Consider the following 22,832-nt stretch of genomic DNA (forward strand, 5'->3'; position numbering starts at 1 on the left):
TATGTTGTTTTATAGGGTATCTGCCAGTTCTTCTGCCTGCTCAACCATAGATTCAAACAGATCTAATCCGCGGTTCCAAAAATCGGCGCTTTTAATATCGATATCCATTTTACTCACAATATTGTGAGGCCAATCTGAACCTCCAGCTTCCAGGAGATCAATATATCGATCTGCAAATCCATTTTTTTGGTTTTTATAAGCGTCATATAACGCCAGCACCAATAACTCCCCAAATGCGTAAGCATAGACATAGCCCGGCGTATGTAAAAAGTGAGGAATATAACACCACCACAATTTGTATTCGTCTGTGATTGTTACCGAATCCCCATAAAGATCTTTCTGTGTTTCCAGCCAGTGGTTTGAAAATTCTTCTGTTGTAAGTTCACCCTTTTCACGACGTGTGGTGTGAATTTTGTCCTCAAATCTATTCATCGAAACCTGCCTGAAAACCGTTGCAATGGTATCATCGATTTTACTGATTAACAGTGCCAGCTTCTCTTTTGGATCATCAATACTCTCCATCAACTTATTGAAAACCAGCATTTCTCCAAAAACGGATGCCGTTTCTGCTGTAGTCAATGGTGTTGAGGACTGTAATTCTCCCTGTTTTCTTGAAAGATATTGATGCACTCCATGACCCAGCTCATGCGCAAGGGTTTGCACATCCCGTAACTGGCCATCAAAATTCATAAAAACATAAGGGTGTACGTTGGTAACCGTACTCGCCGAATATGCACCTCCTCTTTTACCGGGCCTGATCGCCGCATCAATCCATTTCTTATCAAAAAATTCTGATGCAATCGATTTCATTTGAGGATGGAAATCGCCATACGCTTCCAATACCATCGATTTAGCCTGATCCCATTTTACAGTCTCACGATTTTTTGCAATCGGAGCATATCGATCGTAGTCGAACATTTCATCAACTCCAAGCAGATTCCGCTTTAGCTTGTAATAGCGCTGAACCAGTTCATACCGGCCGGTAACCGCAGATATCAGCGCATCTACCGTTTCGTTATCTGTTTGATTGGAGAGGTTTCTGGATGAGATCCAGCTCTCATATCCACGAAGTTTATCATTGGTGTGCTTATCCGCCAGAAGTGTGTTAAAAATAAATGTAAGTGATCGGGATAGCTGTGTAAAGGTTTTTGTAAGAGACTCGTGTGCTCTTTTTCTCAGTTCCCGATCCGGATTATGAAGTTTACTTAAAACCTGCTGTTCCGTCATCTCCTCACCGTCAAGCTCAAAGCGTGCTGCTCCAAGAGTCTCATCAAAATATCGGTTCCAGGCAGAACGACCCGTTACAGATTTCGCACTCATCACCTGTTCTGCATCTTCAGATAGCGTGTGATCTTTGTACATCCTTGAAACGCAAAGATAATGTTTCCAGGAAGCCAGCTCTTTAGAGTTGATCAATTCCTGGGCTCTCTCATCCTCAACTTTCATCCACTCCACGTCAAAGAAAACCAACTTCTGACTCAGCTCAGACCCCAATTCATTGGCTTCCTGCAGTAATTTCCCAAGTTTGGCATCTTCTGTGTTGGTAGACCAGATCAAATGTGCGTAGGATCCAATTTTACCTGCGCGCTGAATCAATTTTTCGTACGCTCTCAGTGCATCGGCAAATTCTGCCGCCGAAAGCATCTCAATCTTGCTGTGGTATTTATCTGAAAAATCATCCGCTTCTTTGAGAAGCTGTTTTTTATCTTCCGCCAGCTTAGGGTCTTCCGGCGAGTTGTAAAGATCCGAAAGATCCCATGCTACATTCTCTGCCCCTGTTTCTGTTTTATTTTTACTGCTCATAGATCAAGCCAATTATTAAAAATTCGGTATTTATTTTTGCATGAATATAACGAATGAAATGCCTTTGATGAACTAGGATTTAAGATCTGGTTCTCGTCATAAAAGTAACCGATATTCATCGTATTTTAATAGTTAAATGGTTAATTTAGACACTTATGAGCTTTTTAAGCTTAAGGCGTCTTAAAATGATTACATCCGTTTTTGTAAGTCGATTTTATTTCTCGAATTTAAAGACGAGTAAGCGTTTAAATTATTACAACAAAGAAGAGATTGTGAGTTAACAATCTGCCATACATTTTAAAAACCCAATTAAAGACCAATTTGCTGTTTTGAAATCACTTGAATCTGTATTTGGACCCAACTCAGCTCTGGTAGAAGAGCTATACGAACAATATCAGTCTAACCCTGACTCTGTTCCCAATCACTGGCGTAAGTACTTCGACCAGATTGACGGCAATGAAATTCCAGCACCTGAGCAGACTACAAAGAAACCTGCACCATCAGAGAGAAAGAAAGAGACCGAAACTAAAAAAGAGCCATCCAAGCCTAAACCTTCCAAGCCTAAAAAAGAGACTCAGGAACCAACCATTCCGGAAGGCGCTGAATTGGAGAAGATCAAAGGGGTTGCCTCCAAGATTGTTGAAAACATGGATGAAAGTGTTGAGGTGCCCACAGCTACCTCATTGCGTGTTCTTCCGGTTAAGATGCTTACCGAAGATCGCTCTATTGTAAATACTCATCTGCTGAAACGAGGTGAACCGAAAGCCTCTTTTACGCATTTTATCGCTTGGGCTGTAATCCGTGCACTCAAGGATTTCCCGAGCATTAACGCCTACTACGCTCAAAAAGATGGAGCTCACTATCGAGTGAATCCGGGTCAGATTAATCTGGGAATTGCCGTTGACCTGGAAAGCAGAGACGGATCCAGAAATCTGGTTGTTCCGAATATTAAGGGCGTTGACAAGATGAACTTTAAAGAGTTCCTGTATGCCTACGCAGAAATAATTGATAAGGCCAGAAACGGCAACCTTGAAGTTTCAGATTTCCAAAACACTACAATCAGTGTTACCAACCCGGGTACCATCGGCACAGTATCTTCAGTTCCACGACTTATGAAAGGTCAAGGTGCCATTATTGCTACCGGTGCCATTAATTACCCCGCCGAATTCCAGTCGATGGCGCAAGATGTGCTCAATCAACTGGGTGTGAGTAAAGTAATGACGGTGACTTGCACGTATGATCACAGAATCATCCAGGGTGCGGAATCCGGTATGTTTTTGCAGAAAGTTCATCAGCTGCTAAACGGTGAAGAAGATTTTTATGATACCATTTTCCGTGACCTTGAAATACCGTATCAGCCTTTACCGTACGGAGAAGATAAATATGAAGGTCAGCTGAGCGGAAAGGCCAATACATTAGAACAAGACCGACGAGCTATTGCGGTATGGAGACTCATCAACATGTATCGCATGCGCGGCCATGTACTTGCCGATCTCGATCCGCTTGGTTCAGGACCGGGTCAAAGCCCGGAGCTCGATCTCGAGTATTACGGCCTCACTCTTTGGGACCTGGACCGGGAGTTTTTCTGTGATGGACTGGGAGGCAAGAAAACTGCCAAACTCAGAGACATTATTCAGCTTCTGAGAAGTACGTATTGTGGAAAAATTGGGGCAGAATACAAGCATCTCCTTGACCTTAATGAGAGGAAATGGCTGCGTGAGACCATGGAGTCTACCACAAACAAGCCAAACCTTTCTAAAGAACAGAAAGAGGATATTCTGCATAAGCTCAATCAGGCGATGGCATTTGAGCAATTTCTGCATAAAAAATATATAGGGCATAAAAGATTCTCCCTTGAGGGTGCTGAAACCCTAATCCCGATGATGCACTTTCTGATGGAGAAGGCGGGTGAAAAAGACATTGAGAAGTTTTTCCTCGGTATGGCTCATCGAGGTCGATTGAATATTCTTGTGAATATCATGAACAAGCCCTATCGCAAGGTATTTGCCGATTTTGAAGGGAATATCGATCCGGATACAATACAGGGTTCCGGTGACGTGAAATATCACCTGGGATCAAAAGGTTCTTACGAAACCAAGAGCGGCAAAGCCATTGAGCTTGAACTCCTGCCGAACCCAAGTCACCTTGAAGCTGTAAACCCGGTGGTTGAGGGTGCTACTCGTGCCAACCAGGATCACTACGAAGGTGAAGATGATGCCAGTAAGAAAATAGTTCCTGTATTGATGCACGGAGATGCTGCATTTGCAGGTCAGGGCGTTGTAGCCGAGACACTCAATATGTCGCAACTTCGCGGGTATGAAACGGGCGGCACAATACATGTTATCATCAATAATCAGATTGGATTTACCACTCTGCCAGAAGATGCCCGTTCTACTGAATACGCATCCGATCTGGCGAAAATGATTCTAGCACCGATATTCCATGTAAATGGTGATGATCCGGAAGCCGCTGTTCATGCGATGAATTTAGCTATCGAGTATCGTCAGAAATTTGGAAAGGATGTGGTTATCGACCTGATCTGCTACCGTAAGCATGGCCATAACGAGGGTGATGAACCTGCGTTCACACAACCGGGTATGTATAAAGAGATTGACAATCATGATCCGGTGCGCGACATCTATGTAAAAGAGCTGCTTAGAAAAGGAGAATTCAGCGAAGAGGAAATTCAGGCTATTTTTGATGAATTTGATGAATTACTGAATGAGGCATTTGAAGATGCAAAAAGCTCTCCTGCTCTCGAAGTTACAGACAAAATGCTCGACCGGACCGAAGAGCAACAGAAAGAGAGAGACACATTCCCGGATACGACGTACTCTATTGAGGAACTAAAAGAGATTGCAGTTAAACTCAATACTGTTCCTAAAAACTTCGATGCGAATCCTAAACTTCTTCGTCAGCTTGCCAAGCGGGCTGATGCAGCGAAGAAGAATGAGAAGAAAATTGATTGGGGTTTTGCTGAAGCACTCGCATTTGGGTCTCTGTTAAAAAGCGGCAGAACGATCCGCTTGACCGGTCAGGATGTTGAACGAGGCACATTTTCTCACAGACATGTTGTACTTCACGGAACGGAGACAGCTCAGCGTTTTATCCCGTTAAATAATCTCGAAGAAGATCAGGGGGCTTTTTTCCCTTTCAACAGTCTTTTGAGTGAATTTTCCGCTTTGGGATATGAGTTTGGGTACTCCGCTGCCAAACCGGATGCACTGGTCATCTGGGAAGCTCAGTTCGGTGACTTCGTGAATGGTGCTCAGGTCATCATCGATCAGTTCATTTCTGCTTCTGAAGCGAAATGGGGGCAAAAATCGGCGTTGGTCATGACACTTCCACACGGATATGAGGGTCAGGGACCGGAGCACTCTTCTGCCCGATTGGAAAGATTCCTACAGCTTTGTGCTGAAGATAATATGCAGATTGCCAATCTGACCACACCAACCCAATATTTCCACGCTCTTCGTAAGCAGACCTTGCAAGAGAATAAAAAGCCAATGATCATTATGTCTCCAAAAAGCTTATTGAGACATCCGTTGGCGGTTTGTAATGTAGAAGAGTTGGCAAATGGTAAATTCATGCCATTCATAAAAGATCAGGAAGTTGAAGATCCAAAATCTATAGACCGGATTGTTATCTGTTCCGGTAAAGTCTACTACGATCTTTATAAAGAGCGTGAAGAACGAGGTCTTGATAATGTAGCTTTGGCAAGACTGGAGCAATTTTATCCATTCCCGGATAAAGATATTTCAGGCTATCTGGAAGAGATGAAACATGTGAAAGATATTGTTTGGTGCCAGGAAGAACCTAAAAATATGGGAGCCTGGAACTTCGCTGCAACCCGTTTTATGGAAGTTCTGAAGAAAGGACAAAATCTAACCTATGCCGGGCGACAAGCATCTGCTTCACCTGCAGCCGGACAGAAGAAGATCCATGAAGTTGAACAGCGGAACCTGATAGAAAAAGCACTCAACGCGTAGTCAATCACATCTATCTCTGAAAAATTCAATAAAAAAGGCGACTGAGTAATTAGTCGCCTTTTTTGTATGGGGAATATCAGAGAAGCCGGTGGCAGATTATCTCAATCCGTTCGGCACACCTTTGCAAATTCTACTCACTGCATCGTGGCTGTGTAAGCTTTCGAGGTGAGCACATCGAACTACAAAGTCTCGGATTCGCTCGTCTGTATTTAGTTCGTCATAAAGAAGACGTGCTGCGTCTTCTACAAATTTCTGATAAGCTCCGTTTAACTCTGCGAAGGCCTGTTCATCTTCTCGCTTAACCATCACCTGAGTTTCAGTTTTTAGAGCTTCACGGCAAGCCATTACCAAATCGTCAATCATCATTTCGCTGTTCAGCTGAACGGTGATATTGGCAACACTGCGCTGGCTATGAGGAATCGTAGCAACATCACGGGTTTCCCGGGCATGCTCTGCCAGTTCAAATGAACAGGGACATGCGCTGCTGTATTCAAAATCAATATGAACAAAGCGTGTAAATTTGCCCTGTTCATCCAGCTTACCTTCAATGGCTACATTGTAGTACTGATATCCACTCATACCCGATCGGAGGCTTTCCTGAATCATCGGATAGCTAAATGATAGTTTCAGGAATGCGGAACGGGATTCCAGATCTTCCTGATACTGCTCTAAAATATCTCTCAGCTTGTCAGGATGAAAAATTTCATCCTTAAACTTATAAAACGTTCTCATGATCCGGCTCATGTTAATGCCTTTCTTTCCGGCATCAAGTCCTACATAACCATCCACGGATGTTTCAAGTGTAATAACATCACCCGAAGGAGTTGGATATTTTAACGGTAGCTTGAAGTTAGAAATACCAACTTGTTGAATAGGTACATTTGCACCTTCTATCAATGAAGCCGGTCCATTTTGTAAATCGGGCAAACTCTCTTTGTACTGATCGGTTACCACAAATGTTGGGTCGTAGAATCTCTTTAGGTTTGTTGAAATCATAATTCAATCTGTTTCAAAATTTTTAAACTGCCCGATAAGGACAATATTCTGCAATATTTCGTTCAGTCTCGAACAGCTTTACAGAATAAAGCTTCGATTTTCCATAGGCTGCGTCTGTCACGTCATGCTCCAGTTCATCAAAAAATGCTTTAACCAGATTTTCTGATGTTGGGATAATATTATCTAAGAAAGGAACCTCAATATTCAGATTTTTATGATCACATGGATCAAGAATTCGTTCTTGAATGATTGATTTTAGCTTTCCTAAATCTATGACGTAACCTGTTTCGGGGTCAGGTTCACCTGCCACAGTAACTTCCAGAACATAGTTATGTCCGTGCCAGTTGGGGTTATTACATTTCCCAAAAGTTTTCTGATTCCATTCGTCAGACTTACCGGGGTTATGTAATCTGTGAGAAGCGTTAAAATGCGCCTTTCTTGTTACAAAAATCAAAGCTATGGGGTTTGGTCATTTTTATTTTACACCTGTAGAACACCGCATGATTGATTACGGTTCCCGATCACAAATTTATAAAATGACTGAACAACGAACCCAATAAAAAAAGGCCCAATCGAAATCATTCGAGTGAGCCTTTCCGTAAGAATTCAGCTTGAAAAGAGAGTTGGCTTAGTTAATTCGGTAGGTAAAACTGAGCTTAAATGTTCTGCCCGGATTCAAAGCACTATTGGTGAAATAGGTTCCGGCATCCTCCTGATACTGAACCACACTGTAGTCTAATAAATTACTCACACTCAGTGAAGCAGACATTCTGTTCAAGAAGCTTTTTTGAACTCTGAAACTCATATCCGGCATCGGGCGTGAACTCGAGAGCCTGCCTTCTTCATTTAACTTGCCATTCACTTCATAGATATCAGGTGCTGCCCCGGAGCCATTTGCAGCAAGTCTTGCACCGGCAAAATTTGCATAGAGTGCCGCATCCCAACCGGTCTGACTATTTTCGTACATCAGCATCATATTAACCAGATAAGGCGACTGAAATGGAAATGGCCTGAATGACTTAATAGACGGGTCCAGATTGCGTCGTGTTTCCAACTCGCTCTCACCCAAATCTACTCTTGAATTGGTATATGTAAAGTTTGTTGAGAACTTGAAGTTGTTCAGAGCATCAGCAATAAAACCCAACTCTTTTCTGAACTCCATTTCAAACCCGAAAAGTCGGCCATTGTTTGTATTCACAAATTGATACTGTGGCTGATCGGATGCAACGTCTAACTCCCTTACAATTGGATTGGTAAAGTCTTTGTAAAATGCACTCACAGCAAGCATTTCTCCGGCATTTGGAAAAATTTCGTACCGCATATCCAGATTAATCACATTGGTTCGATCAATATCAGGATTACCAACTACCGGAAATCCACCCAGCAGGTCAAAAGAAGCAAACGGGGCAAGCTCTCTCATATTTGGCCTTGCAAGTGTCTGGCTTCCGCTAAACCTCAGGTTCGATTCTTCATTGAGAGCATAGATGACATTCATGGATGGTAAAATATCCACTTCATTAATACCACCTTCAGTTACAGACTCTCCCCTGGAACCCGGAGTGATTGAAAAGTCTGTATGTTCAATACGTGCTCCACCAAATACTTTTAGTTTATCTGTGATATCCCAAACGCCCATCAGGTAACCCGCTGTAACTTGTTCCGAACCTTCATAGCTATTTTCCGGGCGGGTTTGGTCGCGATAAGTTAATCCAAGAATGAGATCACCATTTTCGTCTCTACCCAATATACCGGTATTATTTCGAGAAAAATAGTTAACAAAATCTCCCGATGCTTCACGGTAACTTAAAAAGTTTGGGCTTGAGGGATCTGTTCCATTGTTCTCCAGCTGAAAGCGAAATTCGTTGAAATTGCGATCTTTCTTAGTGAAGAATCCCCCTGATTTTACACTAAACTTATTTGAAAATTTATATTCAAGGTCCAGTTTTCCATTGTACTGTGTGTCATTCAAATCTCTGAAAAAATGGAATGGCAGCTGAACTTCCCGAACAAAGAAGTACTGTCCCTGTTCGTCTACCGGAGAACCGATAAATCGCGTATTGGGCTCGTACTGACTCGATTTCACATAGTTACCTGACCATCGAACTTCCAGATTGTTAACGTTATGGCGACCCTTCAGTTGATTATTAAACAGTTCTCGCTGTACAAATGAAATTACCCGGTTGTTATACGTGCCGGATGACAACGCTCCCGGGTAGGCACCGTTCCGCATATCCAATACAGATTCCGTCGCATTATTGTTATAGATGGTGGTAAATGTGATCTCATTTTTTTCATTAAACTGCAGAGTGGTTGACCCTATCAAGCCATTATTTATCTCATCTATGCTTTCACTGCCGTTGTTGAGTTGAAAATCCTGCATACGGCTGCTATTTCCATCCGGTATTCGTGCCGTGTAATTGTTGATCTCACGTTCATCGTATTGAGAAAATGATTTACTGTAATTGATTCCAACATTATACCCAATTTGTGTTTCCCCGAAATAGTGACGATTACCAAAAGAAACATTCAGACTATGATCCAAACCCGGTGTCTCCTGCTGTACATTGAAAGGCCTGTCAGAAAAAGATTGCATTGTTGAATTGAAAGCCGATATATCCTGATCACTCATCTGATTATTCTGAATTTGTATCAAATACAGGTTCAGTCTATTTAAATATTCATTATCAGACCAATCAGATTTTTTCTTTCTTGAACCATCATCAAAGCCCAATCTGCTTAAACTATTATTGATCGGATCACCTAAAAAATTCTCGTTAAAGGTAGTTTGATCGTTAAAACTCACCGATGAGCTTAGTCTGAGGTAATATCGGTCCGGTAGCGACTTGGTCGTAATATCAACGGCACCGCCTGTAAAATTACCGGGAAGATCAGGTGAGAATGTTTTTTTCACAACGATGTTATCCACCATACTGGATGGTATGAGGTCTAAACTTGCGCTGTTTCTGTAGGGATTTGTAGTTGGCAGCACAATGCCATCCATGCTTGAAATACTATAGCGGTCTCCCAATCCGCGCATTACAATAAATTTTCCTCCTTCCACAGAGGCTCCGGTTACCTGTCGCATTGATTCAGCCGAATTACTAAATCCTATTCTGCTAATTTCTTCTGATGATATCCCATCCTGAACCGGAAGTGATCGTTTTTGTAACCGAAGCAGCGAAACTTCATTATTGTCTATTCTTCTGGCTGAAACTACTACTTCATCCAGTTCCTGATTTGATTGAGACATGGTAATATCGAGCTGCGTTACCTCACCCTCTCGTACTTCAACATCTTCCACAATTTTTTTCTGATGGGTGATGTATGAAAATTCAACAGTGTAGGTACCGGGGGTTAAACGAATATTGTACTTCCCATTTACATCTGTTACGCCCCCACCCGAGGTGCTGGGAATAAAAACATTCACTCCGATCATCTCTTCTCCGGTCTGCTCGTCAACAACAACCCCGGTTAATGTTCCTTCTTGAGCCAGTGCTGGTACGGCTAACAGCAGGCTGATTATTATTGAGAAAAAGTATTTCATTGAGTTATCAAATAATGGTTGGTTTTAATTGTAGGTAAAATTAACCGTCAAATGCTTCCTCAGCGTTACTTGTTTGTTAAGCTTGTGTAAACAAAAAAAGGGGAGCCTCATCAGCTCCCCTTTTTTATCTTTGATCTCTTGAAGATTAGTCAGCAAGATATCCGTATCGCGCAAGGGTAGTCCAGCCTGAAATCCAGGTAGTCTGGCCGGGCTCAAAAGCACCCACATAAGTTGTCTGATCTACATTTGAGTCTGCAACGTTAGCAGCAATCGAATTTACTGAAGTAGACGCAGGAAGTGGGTCCAACACACCGCATCCTTGAATTCGGCAAATACCACCCAGTTCAGGATCTTCAAAAACATTGTCCCGATCATTAAGCCATGCTGCAGTCAGTGAACCGTCGGCATCTCTGGAACTTTCACCGGTAACACTAATCATGGTTTCAATACTTGAAGCGTTGCCTGTATACCAGATATTACCTGCAATGGAAGCGTCATCGCCGTTTACATTATTGATTGTTTTGTCATAGGAATCTTCCGACTCATCTTTATCCTCAACCTGAATTCCTAGGCCGTTGAAATCTGTCACAATTGAGTTGTACAATGAGTAGGCTGAACCGTCCCGCATCATTACTGCAGGTGCGTCTTCACTTCGTTCTGTGCTGTTAAGCCCTTGTCCAATAAATGTAGCATTATATAGACGAGCAGTAGAGTAAGATGAATTATTGTCTGGTTTCGCACCATCCCATTCACCGCCGTGGTCGGCTCCGTTACCGCCCTGAATTGCAAACATATACTGCCCAGTTCCCGACCATCCGAGGTCGAAATCAAAGGAATCATCTTCTGCAAATGCAACCGAAATATTTCGGATATCTACAGTACCGCCGAATATCTCAATACCATCATCAGCCGAGACAAAGATGTCGATATATTCAATCGTTGTTCCTCTGCCTACACCGCCAAGAGTCAATCCCTGAATCTCATCACCCGGTCCGATCTCGGCACCTGAGAATCGAATAGACACATATTTCAAAATACCCGAGCTGTGTTCCGGATCGTCACCGCCATATAGTGCTCTGGCTTCCCCATCCGGGATACCTTCTATCTGAACTTCGTCAGCACCTTCAGAATCAATCGGTGCCTTGCCAAGTACAATCAAACCGGCCCAGAGTTTAGAATTGTTCTGGTTCAGTATAATTGACTCACCAAATGGCTCCTCATCCAACTCTGAGGTAAAGATAATTGGTTCCTCGGGAGTACCCTCAGCGTCGATTTGTGCATCCCGGGTAATAATTAGTGAGGATTCGTTTCCTTCAGCAACTTCAGAAGGTTCCTCAAACGCCATGATTACCGTTCCTGGCTCAATCTCCAATGTTCCACTTTCTACGAAAATATAACCGTCGATGTAGTAAACGGAATCAGCGCTAAGTGTACGGTCGCCTTCAATCGGCTCAGACAAAATTACGCCGTTTTCGACGATATCATCAGCATAAGGGTGTTGTTCTTCAGGTTCAGGTTCCGGCTCAGGTTCAGGACCTACCGGGTTATCATCATCACTGCATGAAACGAATAATCCCATTGCAAGAGATGCAATAAGAAGTGGTTTTAGTAAAAATTTGATATCCATAATATTTGGAAGAAGTTGTTTTTTTGTTTCTGTTTGTTTCAACAGTTACAACTTATCCCTGCTACATTATGAACTCGTTACTGATATGTTATCAAAATAATAAGAAGTGGAATCTGCTTAATAATAACTTAAAATAAAACAGGCTACTCGCAATGAATAGCCTGAAATTTCTATTGATAAGAAGTAAACGTTCTAAGACGCATCCTTATCTTTATCCGTATTGTCATCAGAAAGTTCCGGTTCTTCTGATGCACTGCCTTTCTTCTTTTCATCACTCTTGTCATCCAAACCTTCCTCTTGATCTTCATCATTCGAAGCAGAACCGTTTGTAGCAGCCCTTTTAGAATCTTCGTGATCAAATATTCCCTCAGGATAATTACCACTCGGTCGGTCACCCAGCATGTCTCTTAAATCGACATGATTTAAAACCTCTTTGTCGAGCAGGGTTTCTGCCATCTCTTCCAGTTTGTCTTTATGCTTGTTAAGCAGATCCACTGTTCTCTGGTAGTTCTTCTGAATGATGTTTCGGATGGCACCATCGATCTTCTGAGCTGTATTTTCAGAATATTTTTTATTGAAGCCATAGCTGTCATTCGGACTATTGGAATCCTTAAGAGAAATATATCCAAGCTCCTCACTCATACCGTACTCCGCAACCATAGCAAATGCCATGTTGGTAATGCGCTCAAGATCATTCTGAGCCCCGGTCGATATTTTACCAAATACTAATTCTTCGGCAACACGGCCTCCAAGAAGAGCACATATTTTATCTTCAAGTTCCTCAGTAGTCATTAAAAAACGATCCTCGAGAGGAGTTTGAAGTGTATAGCCGAGTGCAGCAAATCCGCGTGGAACGATGCTTACTTTAAGAACAGGATCGGTATGCTCAAGAAACCAACCTACAATGGCATGACCCGCTTCGTGATAGGCTACAATTTTACGCTCGTCCTTGCTAATCAGTTTATTCTTCTTTTCCAATCCGGCCACAACTCGCTCAATTGCGTCCTGGAAGTCGATCATTTCAACCTGTTTCTTGTCTCTTCTGGCAGCCATCAAAGCAGCTTCATTACATAGATTAGCAAGATCCGCTCCGGCAAAACCAGGTGTTTGAGATGCCAATACTTTCAGATCAATTTGATCGGAAAGCTTAAGTTTTTTAGAGTGAACGTCAAGTATTTGCATTCTTCCATTCAGATCCGGCTTATCGATCATGATTTGACGGTCAAATCGTCCCGGTCTCAACAGAGCCGAGTCCAGAATATCCGGCCGGTTTGTAGCCGCCATAATGATCACACCTTTATCACTATTAAAACCGTCCATTTCACTAAGCAGCTGGTTCAATGTATTTTCACGCTCATCATTTGAACTCATCTGCATTCCTCGACCCCGTGTTCGGCCGATGGAATCAATTTCATCAATAAAGACTATACATGGTGCTTTCTCTTTAGCCTGCTTAAAAAGGTCCCGAACCCTGGCAGCACCTACACCTACAAACATCTCTACAAAATCGGATCCACTTAGAGAAAAGAATGGCACATCAGCTTCACCTGCAGTTGCTTTAGCCAGTAATGTTTTACCGGTTCCGGGAGGGCCAACTAGCAGAACACCTTTGGGCAGTGTACCTCCAAGATTTGTAAATTTTTGCGGATTGCTCAAAAACTCAACGACTTCTTCCACTTCAGCTTTTGCTTCCTGCAGTCCGGCTACATCTTTAAACGATACTTTACTTTCAGTCTGTTTATCATAAAGGCTCGCTTTATTTTTCCCGATATTCAGCACCTGCTGTCCGGGATTCATTCTTTTGAAAATAAATACCCAGAATGCAATAATCAGAGCTATTGGAATCAACCAGATCAAAATACCGCTGAACCAACTCTCTTCAATTCTTACATCGTAAACAACTTCATATTCATCCAGTTCTGCACGGATATCATCCCCTTCCAGCATGGTTGTTGTAAACTTATCTCCGGCTGATTCAGAGCGATCCCAGCGGTTCTCTGATGGTTGTGGGCGTTCCGCAATCCCCTCTTCAAAAGCTTTTTCTGAATACTCACCCTGAATATTTCTACCATTTGTAATCAGAATTTCATCTACATAGCCATTCTGTACGTATTCAAGAAATTCACTGTATTTAATCCGCTCAGAACTTTCTCCCGGGATGAAATAGAAATTAAATGCGATTAAGACTAAAAAGAGAACGATATAGATCCAGTTTGGAAACTTAGGAGCTTTCTTCGAATCTTTTGAATCGGAGTCTGATGAACCTTTTTTAAAATTGTTTTTCTTTGCCATTAAATCAGATTTGGTAAAACTAAAAGAGCCCTAAATATAACTCTTTTTCTATAAAATTACGCAGTACACTTCACAATCAACCGTCTGTATACTGTACTTGGAGACAACGTTTGGCAGAGGCGTTTCATACTTATGACTCTATTTCAATTTGATAGTTGTGTTCCTCTCCGGTATTTACTGTTAACTGCTTCTCTGCCTCAGTAATTCTGCCTATTACAATAAAATCATCAAATTCTGCTTTAAATTTTTCAACCAAAGGCTCCGGTAACGTAAATAACATTTCAAAATCTTCACCTCCGTAGAAAGCGTACTTGTCTACATCCTCATTCATTTCGTCTGCAACATTTCTTGCTTCCAAACTGATTGGAACTGCCGGAGAGTAGATCTCAGCACCCACACCCGACTGTTTCAAAACATCGCTGAGGTCGGCTACCAGACCTTGTGTAAGGTCTATCAAACAGTGTGGTTTAACTTCAGAATCTTTAAGAGCATTAAAAAGATCAATTCTGGCTTTGGGTATTAACTGCCTTTGCACTACATGCTCATAAGGTTGCAGATCCGGCTTGAATTGTTGCTCAGGATTATCCTGCCACGCTCTTTTTTCTCTTAATAGTATTCTGAGTCCGGCTAATGCACTTCCCAGTTCACCTGTAACACAAATGATGTCTCCCTCTTTGGCTCCTTTTCGATAGATGATATCATCTTTCTCTGCAACACCTATACAAACAACAGAGGCTGCTAAAAATTGGTGTGATGCCGTAGTATCTCCTCCTGTCACTTGCACTTTATAGTCGTGTGCGGCAGCATCTATTCCCTTATAGAGCTGTTCAATCATTTGAACTGAATATTTATTGGGAATCGCTATATCAATCAGTATCTGTTCGGGTTCTGCATTCATAGCCAAAATATCGCTTACCGCAGCTGTTACAAGCTTATATCCCAAGTGCTGGAATGGAGTATAGGTAAGGTCAAAATGGACTCCTTCAACAAAAACCTCTGAACTGGTACAAGAAACTTTACCGTCACTTTGCATGGATACAGAGGCGTCATCTCCTATCCCCTTTAAAATATTATCTCTTTTGAATCCTGTATATTTTTTAAAGGACTCAATAAGTGATTTAAAACCGATATCTTGTATCTGTTGAAATTCTTTCTTTGCCATAGTTTACAAATAAAAAAAGGCAGTTATCCCTGATTAGGGACAAATGCCTTTTGTAATAATTAATTGTACAGTTTAATTAAATCTCTCGTCGTGTAGAGTAATTAATCCTCAACGTTCCTGCATGACGAAGCTCCTGCTGTACATCGGTGATAGTACCAAATTCTGAGTCTTCATCAACCCGAAGTGATACAATCAAGCGTGGTTCTTCCATCAATTTATCATACATGATATTTCTGATAGAACCCATGTCATCGATTAGTGAGTCATCAATCTGAACTTTAGTTTCACCCAATCTATTCCCTGATAATCTTTCAGGTCCGATATAGATGTAACTAACCAAACGTTTTTGCTCAATCTTTTCGATGTTTTCAGCATCCGCATAATTCACCTGTACCTGAAGTTCAACTTCCCTCAATACGGTTGTAACCATAAAGAAAATAAGAAGCATGAATACAACATCAGGCATCGCAGATGTCGGAATACTTTGCTTTGTACCGGCTTGTTTCTTTTTAAAATGTGCCATACTTCCTACCCCTCATCAGGTTCTGCGATTGATATTTTCTTAGGATACATATCCCTTATCTCATCATATTGCTCGCTGTTCTGCTCGAGTGAAGTAAAAGGCACTCCAAACCGATCCATCGAGGCCTGATGTCTGAGTTCTGCATACGCACCCATAACTTCATCAAGCATGTCGATGTAAATATTATAGGGTGTGCGCCTGTCAGTTTTAATCGATACGATTGCATCATCAGGAGATTCAGACAGATTAGGATCAGCTCCATTATTATCAACAAAAGTTTTGATACGATCTCTAACGTTGTTGAGTGAAGCCGGTTCATCGTCAATAAGAATCATTCCTTGAGCGTTCACCAGAATGTTGAGCAAGTTACGCTCCCTTACCGGCGGGGGTTCAATGTCGTCAGGTATGGGTGGTAATACCAAACCGATACCTGTATCAACATCAATAGTAGTTACAACAAGAAAGAAGATCAGCAAAAGAAAGGCAATATCCGCCAGGGACGACCCATCAATTTCTCCACTTTCCTTATCTCGCTTTTTCTTAAGCATACATTTAAAATTTAAATGTTCCGCGTGTTCCTGTTACGACAATGCCGAGTATCATTGCTACTATCATAAACATCATAGTGGCAACGCCCGCCTGGTTAGCTGAACCTAAGGTAGCATAAGAGATTACGAATACTACAACGGGAACTCCCATTGCACCTACGCGTTTGATATCTGATTTTCCGTTAACCACATTTTTGATTCCGGAAACAAGTATACCAAGAACTCCTATACCGATCAGGCCTAAGACTAACCCTATTGCTAAATTTTCAATCATAATAATTTCCTTAGATTGGATTTGGGTTTAAGTTAGTTCTTAGGCTTCGTCTGTGTCGGTGTTTTCAGGAACAATTTGTTTTCCTTCTTTCAACAGAACAATTGAATCGATCAATGTAATAGATCCTTCTTCCATATCTGAGATAATTCTGTCAATTTTGGATACACAGTAGTTGTAACCGATTTGAAGAATAATACCCGCAAGAAGACCACCAGCTGTTGTCAAAAGCGCAATTTTAATACCACGTGCTACAAGACTTGGTGAAATATCAGCTGCAGCTTCAATAGCATCGAACGCCTCAATCATACCAACAACCGTTCCAAGGAATCCGAGGAGTGGTGCAATTGAAATGAAGAGTGAAAGCCAAACAAGTCCTCTTTCAAGGAAGCTCATTTCAATAGAACCGTAAGTTGTAATGGCTTTTTCTGCTGCTTCGATACCTTCATCAGCACGCATTAATCCAGCCTGAAATACTGATGCAACAGGACCGCGTGTCTGGGCACAAAGTTCCTGAGCCGCAGGGATACCGCCTTCTTGTAATGCTTCCTGCACTTCAAGGATAAATTTTCTGGTGTTAATGTCAGCTAAGTTGAGTGTGATGATGCGCTCTAAAAAGATAGCCAATCCAAGAATCAGGGCTATCAGAACAGGCCACATGAATTCACCACCTTCATTAAATTTTTCGACGATTACGTTAAAAAAGCCAGCATCAGCTCCAGCTTGAAGAAAAATGAGAGCTAAAGATGAAGTCATACTATTACTCCGCGTTAAGTTTTGGTTAAGAGCTAAATTTGAAGGAAAATGATAGATCATTTGCACTTCAATGTCAAAGTCAGATTTTTAATTTAATAAACAGAAAATATTAAAAATCTGCCATTGACAATGTTTTAATGTTCGTATCGTGGAATATATTAGATCATATCCCTAACTACCAAACAGATTCCTTAATTATTTTTCAAAATGCTTAAATGAGCCGTTTTTTTTGTAAAAATTCGTTTATGAAGGGGAAATGGTCTTATTTCAAAAATTTATTTAACAAATTTTTTACAGATCAGGAGCGTAATTGTTGATACCGCTCAATTCCACGGCTCAAAAACTCTTCAAAATCCTGAGCTCGGGTAAATCCAATGAGCTGATCCAGCACTTTTCCGGAGTGAGGATCTACTATTGCATATGTAGGAAGAGCGAGTGTTCCGGTTAAATCAAATTGAAATTGCTGGTTTTCTTCTGCACTATTTCCCCCATCCGTATACAGTTTAACCTTCTCCATTTGTGAAAACTTTTCCTGAATGTTGTCTAGTGGAAATACAGTGGCTTCCATCGCCCTGCAATTTGTGCACGTGTAACCGGTAAAATCAACAAAGATTGGAACATTATCTGCGATTGCCGTTTCTACAGATGCGTCGTAGTTATCAGACCACTCCGATTCAACGGCACTGCTTCCACCTGCGGCGCTGATGGAGCGAACAACACTGACATCTGTAGACTTAGCTGCGGGCAACCATGCATCCCAGATTCCAAGCGAGGCCCCCATTAATCCCGGTATCAGGTAAAAACTGAAAAGTAGAAACGGCATAGCCAGCAGCAATCTGCCTGTTGTAATGGATTTGGGTTTCTCCTCTCCATGAAGAGCAAAAAATCCAAGAATGTATAACCCGGCCAGGAAAAAGAAAGTAATCCAGGCGGCAATTCCGAGCGGACGCGTTATAACACCCCATTCAAAAATAATATCGGCGTTTGCTAAAAACTTTATTGATGCTGCCAGAATTACAAAACCTAAAATCACTTTGACAACATTCATCCAGGAGCCACTTTTGGGCAGAGACTCCAGGTAACGGGGAAAGAGAGCCAGCAGTACGAATGGCGCCGCAAAGGCTGTCGAAAATGCAAGCATGCCTACAATGGGATAGAACCACTCCCCTCCTGCTGTAGCCGCAAGTATGGCGCCCACAAATGGAGCCGTACATGAAAATGAGACCGCACTAATCGTGAATCCCATAAAGAGGGTTCCGGTAATCCCCCCGGCTTCATTACTTTTACGATTCAGCCAGTTCGTAAGTTGATAAGGAAGTCGCAACTCAAATAAACCAAGCAGACTTACGCCAAAGAAAATAAAGAGCACACCTATGAACAGATTCACCCATGGGTTGGAGGCAAACTGACTCACCCCACTCACTCCTAAAATCACGGAAAGTATAGCACCCAAACCTGTAAAAATAAGGATAATGGAGAGCCCAAAAATTAGAGCCTGACCCCAATTTGTCTTTTTCTTTTCTCCTCCCTGATTGGAAAAATAGGAAACTGTAAGTGGTATTAATGGAAATACGCAAGGGGTTAACAAAGCTGCCAATCCTGCTGTGAGAGCCAACCAGATATATGTCCAAATATCATCGAGCGGTACACCCGCAGAACTGGTTAACTCAAATTCCACCTCTTCTTCAGTAACTTCTTCAAAATCCTCATAGGGCGTTTCAGAAACCCCATCCAGTATAATACTCGTTTCTATCTCTTTTGTTTTAGGAGGAAGGCAGGACACATCATCACAAACCTGATAAAGCACCTCCAGGCTGATAAGCTGTTCACCCTGTAACTCCGATCGAAAAGCGACCGGAATGGTAAACTCTGCCTGTTTTGAATGCCAGCCAAGTTCTGTATTAAAATTTGGATCAAAGGCGATTACCGCTTCACTCTCTTCAACATCACCCGCAACAGCCATTTGATTGCTGCCTGAGGAAAACTTTGTCGGATATGGACCTGCGTCCGGATCATTCAGTATAGAATAGAGGTGCCATTCACCTTCTATTGCTGCTTCTACTGTTACTGTGAATATCTCACCGGCAGCTACCGAATCAGGTGAATCAACAATCTTGTAGTCTACAGGATCTAATAACTGTCCATATACAAAAAATGGGGATAACGCCATTAAGACGATCCCCATCAAAAATCCAATTTTATTCATTATTGAATATTATTAAAGAGTTTAAACTCTTAGAAAGTGGTTTTTTAGTCTTCTTTTACAACCCAAACCTTAACTTGAGGTTTCAGGTCTCCAAGAACATTTACTGTGGCTGTGTATTCGCCAAGTGATTTAATATCCTGATCGAGCGTAATATTACGTCTGTCTACCAAAATACCTCTTTCCTCAAGGGCTTCTGCAACCTGAATATTAGTAACCGTTCCGTGAATTTTATCATCTTCACCAACAGTTACAGGAATAGTAACGGAGGTTGTTTCGAGTTGTTGCGACAATTCTTTGGCCGCTTCAACTGAAAGTTCAGCTCTTAATGCTGCTTCACGTTTCAAGTGCTCATACTGCCTGATTGCTCCCTGAGTTGCCAAAACAGCTTTGCCCTGTGGGATCAAATAATTTCGTCCAAAACCGGGCTTCACGTCAACAAGATCACCGGCAGAACCTAATTTTTCTACGTCTTCTTTTAAAATAAGCTTCATAATCAAATATCTGTGTCTTATCGCATGTTTTCGGTTACATATGGAATAAGAGCCAAAAATCTAGCTCTTTTAACTGCTCTTGAGAGCATTCTTTGGTGCTTGGCACTGGTTCCAGTTACTCGTCTGGGCAGAATTTTACCCTGATCGTTCATGAAGCGTTCCAATAAATCGGTCTGCTTATAGTCTATATACTCAACACCGGCTTTCGTAAACTTGCACTCTTTACTTTTCAGGTGTCCTTTTTTCGGATGCGAAGGATTGTTAATCATAATCTTAACCTATATTTCTTGATTTAATCGTCGTCGTTTTCATCATTTTCTTCATCTACTTCATCAAAAACAACGGGAAGGTCCCCTTTCTTTCTGAGTTCGTAGTAACGAGTCATTTTAGGGTCGTACTTCAATGTGAGGTATCTCAGAATATCATCATTGATTCTCATATTGCGTTCAACCACACCAATCGCATCAGCGGGAGCATTAAAGTACAAGTTCACATAGTAACCGGTACTTTTCTTGTCAATATCGTAGGCGAGTTTGCGAACTCCCCATTCGTCAACTTCAGCGACTTCGCCGCCATTGTCTTCAATCAGTTTGTTCACATAACTTACGAGTTCTGAAAACTTCTCATCATCGAGAACGGGATTCAGAATGTAAGTCATTTCATAAAAATCTTTTTTCATTCTATATATATGTTTTCTTTGGTTGTTTTCTGTTTGTGAAAACAGTCGTCGTACGTTACGCCGACAACAGAGCCTGTAAAGATAAGCATTGAAATTGAGATCTACAATCAAAGAAAACCGTATTAAACCGGTCTTTCTGTTTTCTCTGACAACTAAAAAAGGCGCTCAAAAAGCGCCTTTTAGATACTTAATGCTATTGAAAAATCTTTTTATACGTAGCTGAATGAGGAAAGCAATTCAAACAATCCTGAAGTTGGAAGCACAGGTTCTACACCATAATAGATAGTGAGAACGGCGAGTAAAATTAACACCAGCTTAAACAGCGTTCCCGGTGATTTTAAACTGTACTCCCTGTGTGCATCTTTGAAATACATGAATACCATCACCCTCAGGTAGTAATACACACTTGCGGCACTTGCCAACACACCAATTACTGCAAGAGCAATCAAGTCTGCCTGAACTGCTGCTGCAAATACATAATACTTACCAATAAAGCCTACAAATGGAGGAATACCGGCCAGTGAAAACAGGAAGATGGATAACATGACTCCCATTACAGGAACTTTAAAACCTAACCCTGCATAACTGTCAATTTCAGTGAAGTCGAGAGCTTTGTTTTTTTCGTAATATGCAATTACACCAAAGGCACCAATATTCATTAAGGTATAGGCAAACAGATAATAAAGAACACCGCTGTAACCCGCGGCTGTACCGGCAGCAAGACCTACCATCAAATAACCGGCGTGGGCAATACTTGAGTATGCAAGCATTCTTTTCACATTATCCTGTGCTAATGCAATCAGGTTACCCACGATCATGGTTAGTATTGCAATCACTTGAATAACGTGACTCCACTCTCCCGTTTCAGAACCTGAGAGCATTTGTGTCAGCACTAAAATAAATGCAACGAACGCCGCTGCTTTACCGGCAGTAGCCATGAAACCGGTAAGAGTGGTAGGAGTTCCCTGGTACACGTCCGGCGTCCACATATGGAAAGGCACTGCTGATATTTTGAAAAAGAGCCCAACAAAAAGTAATGCAACACCCGCCGTAAACATTACTGTTGCGTCAGCCGCAGCAGCAATTTCAATCAAGTTAGTATGACCTGTTGCTCCATAAATCAGTGCTATACCATAAAGTAAAAATCCGGTCGAAAATGCACCCAAAAGGAAATATTTCAGGGAAGCTTCGGCGCCTGTTTTTCTTGAATACCAAAGTCCGGCAAGTACATAAAGACTGATAGACATTGTTTCAAGACTTACAAACAGGCTGATCAGATCATTTGAAACAGCAAGCCCTGCCATACCGGTAGTTGCAAAAAGCATCATTCCATAAACTTCACCCGATTCAAGATGAATGTCGCGCAGATAGTCTCTGGATAAAATCAGCGATAAAAATGCACCAATAAGAACAACCACAGTACCAAACGCTGCCGGTCCGCCGTAAACAATCATTCCTGAAAATGCCGTACCTGCTTCACCAAATAGTGATTGAATAGCAAGTACCAAGGCAACTGCCAAACCAACTATTGATACGTAATAAACTGACCCGGTTCCTTTTCTAAATACGGTAATTAAAATAGCTGCCAATCCTGTTACGGCTACTACTATACCCGGCAAGAAGGATTGTATATCGTGCAAATAGTTCATTTCAGTTATTTTTGTAAATCTTATCTATCGCCTTAGCGAGTTGAATATCTTTCTTAGTTACCTTGTTGTCTGCATCGTGAGTATTCAGCTTGATTGATACAGAATTATAGACGTTACTCCAATTTGGATGGTGCCCCAGATCTTCAGCCTCAAAGCCTACCTTCACCATAAAAGCGAGGGCCTCTTTAAAATTATCAAAACTGAAATCTTTCTTGATCTGATTATCCTCAAAATTCCAATTATCTAACTCTTTTAATTGCGACTCGACTTCTTCTGTTGTGAGAGGCTTCATAATA

Annotated in this window: 18 protein-coding genes; 1 reads left to right on the top strand and 17 read right to left on the bottom strand. The window is 41.7% G+C overall.

The genetic code is table 11. From position 1 onward, the window contains the following. Window positions 1-9 precede the first annotated feature (9 nt). A complete protein-coding gene (locus CWD77_RS06560; RefSeq protein ID WP_101072567.1) occupies window positions 10-1,803 on the bottom strand; it encodes a M3 family oligoendopeptidase in 1,794 nt (597 codons plus the stop codon). Window positions 1,804-2,132: 329 nt separating this feature from the next. Here CWD77_RS06560 and CWD77_RS06565 point away from each other — a divergent pair, with 329 nt between their 5' ends. Continuing rightward, entirely contained in the window at window positions 2,133-5,792 is a 3,660-nt protein-coding gene (locus CWD77_RS06565; protein ID WP_101072569.1) for a multifunctional oxoglutarate decarboxylase/oxoglutarate dehydrogenase thiamine pyrophosphate-binding subunit/dihydrolipoyllysine-residue succinyltransferase subunit, read from the top strand. 96 nt (window positions 5,793-5,888) lie between these two features. On the opposite strand, the gene folE2 is transcribed toward CWD77_RS06565, so the two are convergent. From folE2 to CWD77_RS06645, 16 genes are all read right to left on the bottom strand, one after another. Then, a complete protein-coding gene (gene folE2, locus CWD77_RS06570) occupies window positions 5,889-6,788 on the bottom strand; it encodes a GTP cyclohydrolase FolE2 (RefSeq protein ID WP_101072571.1) in 900 nt (299 codons plus the stop codon). Between the two features lie 22 nt (window positions 6,789-6,810). After that, complete coding sequence (locus tag CWD77_RS06575; protein ID WP_206017958.1) at window positions 6,811-7,242, bottom strand: 6-pyruvoyl trahydropterin synthase family protein; 432 nt, start codon at window positions 7,240-7,242, stop codon at window positions 6,811-6,813. Window positions 7,243-7,416: 174 nt separating this feature from the next. Further along, the gene (locus CWD77_RS06580) at window positions 7,417-10,332 is read right to left on the bottom strand and encodes a TonB-dependent receptor (protein WP_101072575.1); all 2,916 of its coding nucleotides are present in this window, start codon (window positions 10,330-10,332) and stop codon (window positions 7,417-7,419) included. Window positions 10,333-10,477: 145 nt separating this feature from the next. After that, window positions 10,478-11,959 (bottom strand): hypothetical protein, encoded by a 1,482-nt coding sequence (locus CWD77_RS06585; RefSeq protein ID WP_101072577.1) that lies wholly within the window; start codon window positions 11,957-11,959, stop codon window positions 10,478-10,480. A gap of 192 nt (window positions 11,960-12,151) precedes the next feature. Further along, window positions 12,152-14,251 carry an ATP-dependent zinc metalloprotease FtsH gene (gene ftsH / locus CWD77_RS06590; protein ID WP_101072579.1) on the bottom strand — a complete coding sequence of 700 codons (2,100 nt, stop codon included), beginning with the start codon at window positions 14,249-14,251 and terminating at the stop codon, window positions 12,152-12,154. 130 nt (window positions 14,252-14,381) lie between these two features. Further along, window positions 14,382-15,413 carry a thiamine-phosphate kinase gene (gene thiL, locus CWD77_RS06595; protein WP_101072581.1) on the bottom strand — a complete coding sequence of 344 codons (1,032 nt, stop codon included), beginning with the start codon at window positions 15,411-15,413 and terminating at the stop codon, window positions 14,382-14,384. Window positions 15,414-15,489: 76 nt separating this feature from the next. After that, on the bottom strand, window positions 15,490-15,936 hold the full coding sequence (locus CWD77_RS06600) for an ExbD/TolR family protein (RefSeq protein WP_101072583.1): 447 nt from the start codon (window positions 15,934-15,936) through the stop codon (window positions 15,490-15,492). A 5-nt stretch (window positions 15,937-15,941) separates the two neighbouring features. Beyond that, entirely contained in the window at window positions 15,942-16,484 is a 543-nt protein-coding gene (locus CWD77_RS06605) for an ExbD/TolR family protein (protein WP_101072585.1), read from the bottom strand. A gap of 4 nt (window positions 16,485-16,488) precedes the next feature. Then, the gene (locus tag CWD77_RS06610; RefSeq protein ID WP_101072587.1) at window positions 16,489-16,758 is read right to left on the bottom strand and encodes a hypothetical protein; all 270 of its coding nucleotides are present in this window, start codon (window positions 16,756-16,758) and stop codon (window positions 16,489-16,491) included. A 39-nt stretch (window positions 16,759-16,797) separates the two neighbouring features. After that, a complete protein-coding gene (locus CWD77_RS06615; protein WP_101072589.1) occupies window positions 16,798-17,511 on the bottom strand; it encodes a MotA/TolQ/ExbB proton channel family protein in 714 nt (237 codons plus the stop codon). 298 nt (window positions 17,512-17,809) lie between these two features. After that, complete coding sequence (locus CWD77_RS06620) at window positions 17,810-19,717, bottom strand: protein-disulfide reductase DsbD family protein (RefSeq protein WP_101072591.1); 1,908 nt, start codon at window positions 19,715-19,717, stop codon at window positions 17,810-17,812. Window positions 19,718-19,761: 44 nt separating this feature from the next. Then, complete coding sequence (gene rplI / locus CWD77_RS06625; RefSeq protein WP_101072593.1) at window positions 19,762-20,208, bottom strand: 50S ribosomal protein L9; 447 nt, start codon at window positions 20,206-20,208, stop codon at window positions 19,762-19,764. Between the two features lie 17 nt (window positions 20,209-20,225). Further along, the gene (rpsR, locus tag CWD77_RS06630; protein WP_101072595.1) at window positions 20,226-20,477 is read right to left on the bottom strand and encodes a 30S ribosomal protein S18; all 252 of its coding nucleotides are present in this window, start codon (window positions 20,475-20,477) and stop codon (window positions 20,226-20,228) included. A gap of 23 nt (window positions 20,478-20,500) precedes the next feature. After that, window positions 20,501-20,887: a 30S ribosomal protein S6 gene (gene rpsF, locus CWD77_RS06635; protein WP_101072597.1), complete on the bottom strand. Its 387-nt coding sequence runs from the start codon at window positions 20,885-20,887 to the stop codon at window positions 20,501-20,503. A gap of 209 nt (window positions 20,888-21,096) precedes the next feature. After that, window positions 21,097-22,536 carry an NADH-quinone oxidoreductase subunit N gene (locus CWD77_RS06640; RefSeq protein WP_101072599.1) on the bottom strand — a complete coding sequence of 480 codons (1,440 nt, stop codon included), beginning with the start codon at window positions 22,534-22,536 and terminating at the stop codon, window positions 21,097-21,099. 1 nt (window position 22,537) lies between these two features. After that, the gene (locus CWD77_RS06645) at window positions 22,538-22,828 is read right to left on the bottom strand and encodes a 4a-hydroxytetrahydrobiopterin dehydratase (RefSeq protein WP_101072601.1); all 291 of its coding nucleotides are present in this window, start codon (window positions 22,826-22,828) and stop codon (window positions 22,538-22,540) included. Window positions 22,829-22,832: the final 4 nt, after the last annotated feature.

The sequence above is a fragment of the Rhodohalobacter barkolensis genome (assembly GCF_002834295.1).
GTDB classification, from domain to species: domain Bacteria; phylum Bacteroidota; class Rhodothermia; order Balneolales; family Balneolaceae; genus Rhodohalobacter; species Rhodohalobacter barkolensis.

What these genes read in the sequence shown, in the direction of transcription:
- rplI (WP_101072593.1), bottom strand. Translation starts at nt 20,208, where the DNA reads ATGAAGCTTATTTTAAAAGAAGACGTAGAAAAATTAGGTTCTGCCGGT.
- ftsH (WP_101072579.1), bottom strand. Translation starts at nt 14,251, where the DNA reads ATGGCAAAGAAAAACAATTTTAAAAAAGGTTCATCAGACTCCGATTCA.
- CWD77_RS06585 (WP_101072577.1), bottom strand. Translation starts at nt 11,959, where the DNA reads ATGGATATCAAATTTTTACTAAAACCACTTCTTATTGCATCTCTTGCA.
- rpsF (WP_101072597.1), bottom strand. Translation starts at nt 20,887, where the DNA reads ATGAAAAAAGATTTTTATGAAATGACTTACATTCTGAATCCCGTTCTC.
- CWD77_RS06610 (WP_101072587.1), bottom strand. Translation starts at nt 16,758, where the DNA reads ATGATTGAAAATTTAGCAATAGGGTTAGTCTTAGGCCTGATCGGTATA.
- CWD77_RS06615 (WP_101072589.1), bottom strand. Translation starts at nt 17,511, where the DNA reads ATGACTTCATCTTTAGCTCTCATTTTTCTTCAAGCTGGAGCTGATGCT.
- CWD77_RS06620 (WP_101072591.1), bottom strand. Translation starts at nt 19,717, where the DNA reads ATGAATAAAATTGGATTTTTGATGGGGATCGTCTTAATGGCGTTATCC.
- rpsR (WP_101072595.1), bottom strand. Translation starts at nt 20,477, where the DNA reads ATGATTAACAATCCTTCGCATCCGAAAAAAGGACACCTGAAAAGTAAA.
- CWD77_RS06560 (WP_101072567.1), bottom strand. Translation starts at nt 1,803, where the DNA reads ATGAGCAGTAAAAATAAAACAGAAACAGGGGCAGAGAATGTAGCATGG.
- CWD77_RS06600 (WP_101072583.1), bottom strand. Translation starts at nt 15,936, where the DNA reads ATGGCACATTTTAAAAAGAAACAAGCCGGTACAAAGCAAAGTATTCCG.
- CWD77_RS06640 (WP_101072599.1), bottom strand. Translation starts at nt 22,536, where the DNA reads ATGAACTATTTGCACGATATACAATCCTTCTTGCCGGGTATAGTAGTA.
- thiL (WP_101072581.1), bottom strand. Translation starts at nt 15,413, where the DNA reads ATGGCAAAGAAAGAATTTCAACAGATACAAGATATCGGTTTTAAATCA.
- CWD77_RS06605 (WP_101072585.1), bottom strand. Translation starts at nt 16,484, where the DNA reads ATGCTTAAGAAAAAGCGAGATAAGGAAAGTGGAGAAATTGATGGGTCG.
- CWD77_RS06580 (WP_101072575.1), bottom strand. Translation starts at nt 10,332, where the DNA reads ATGAAATACTTTTTCTCAATAATAATCAGCCTGCTGTTAGCCGTACCA.
- CWD77_RS06645 (WP_101072601.1), bottom strand. Translation starts at nt 22,828, where the DNA reads ATGAAGCCTCTCACAACAGAAGAAGTCGAGTCGCAATTAAAAGAGTTA.
- folE2 (WP_101072571.1), bottom strand. Translation starts at nt 6,788, where the DNA reads ATGATTTCAACAAACCTAAAGAGATTCTACGACCCAACATTTGTGGTA.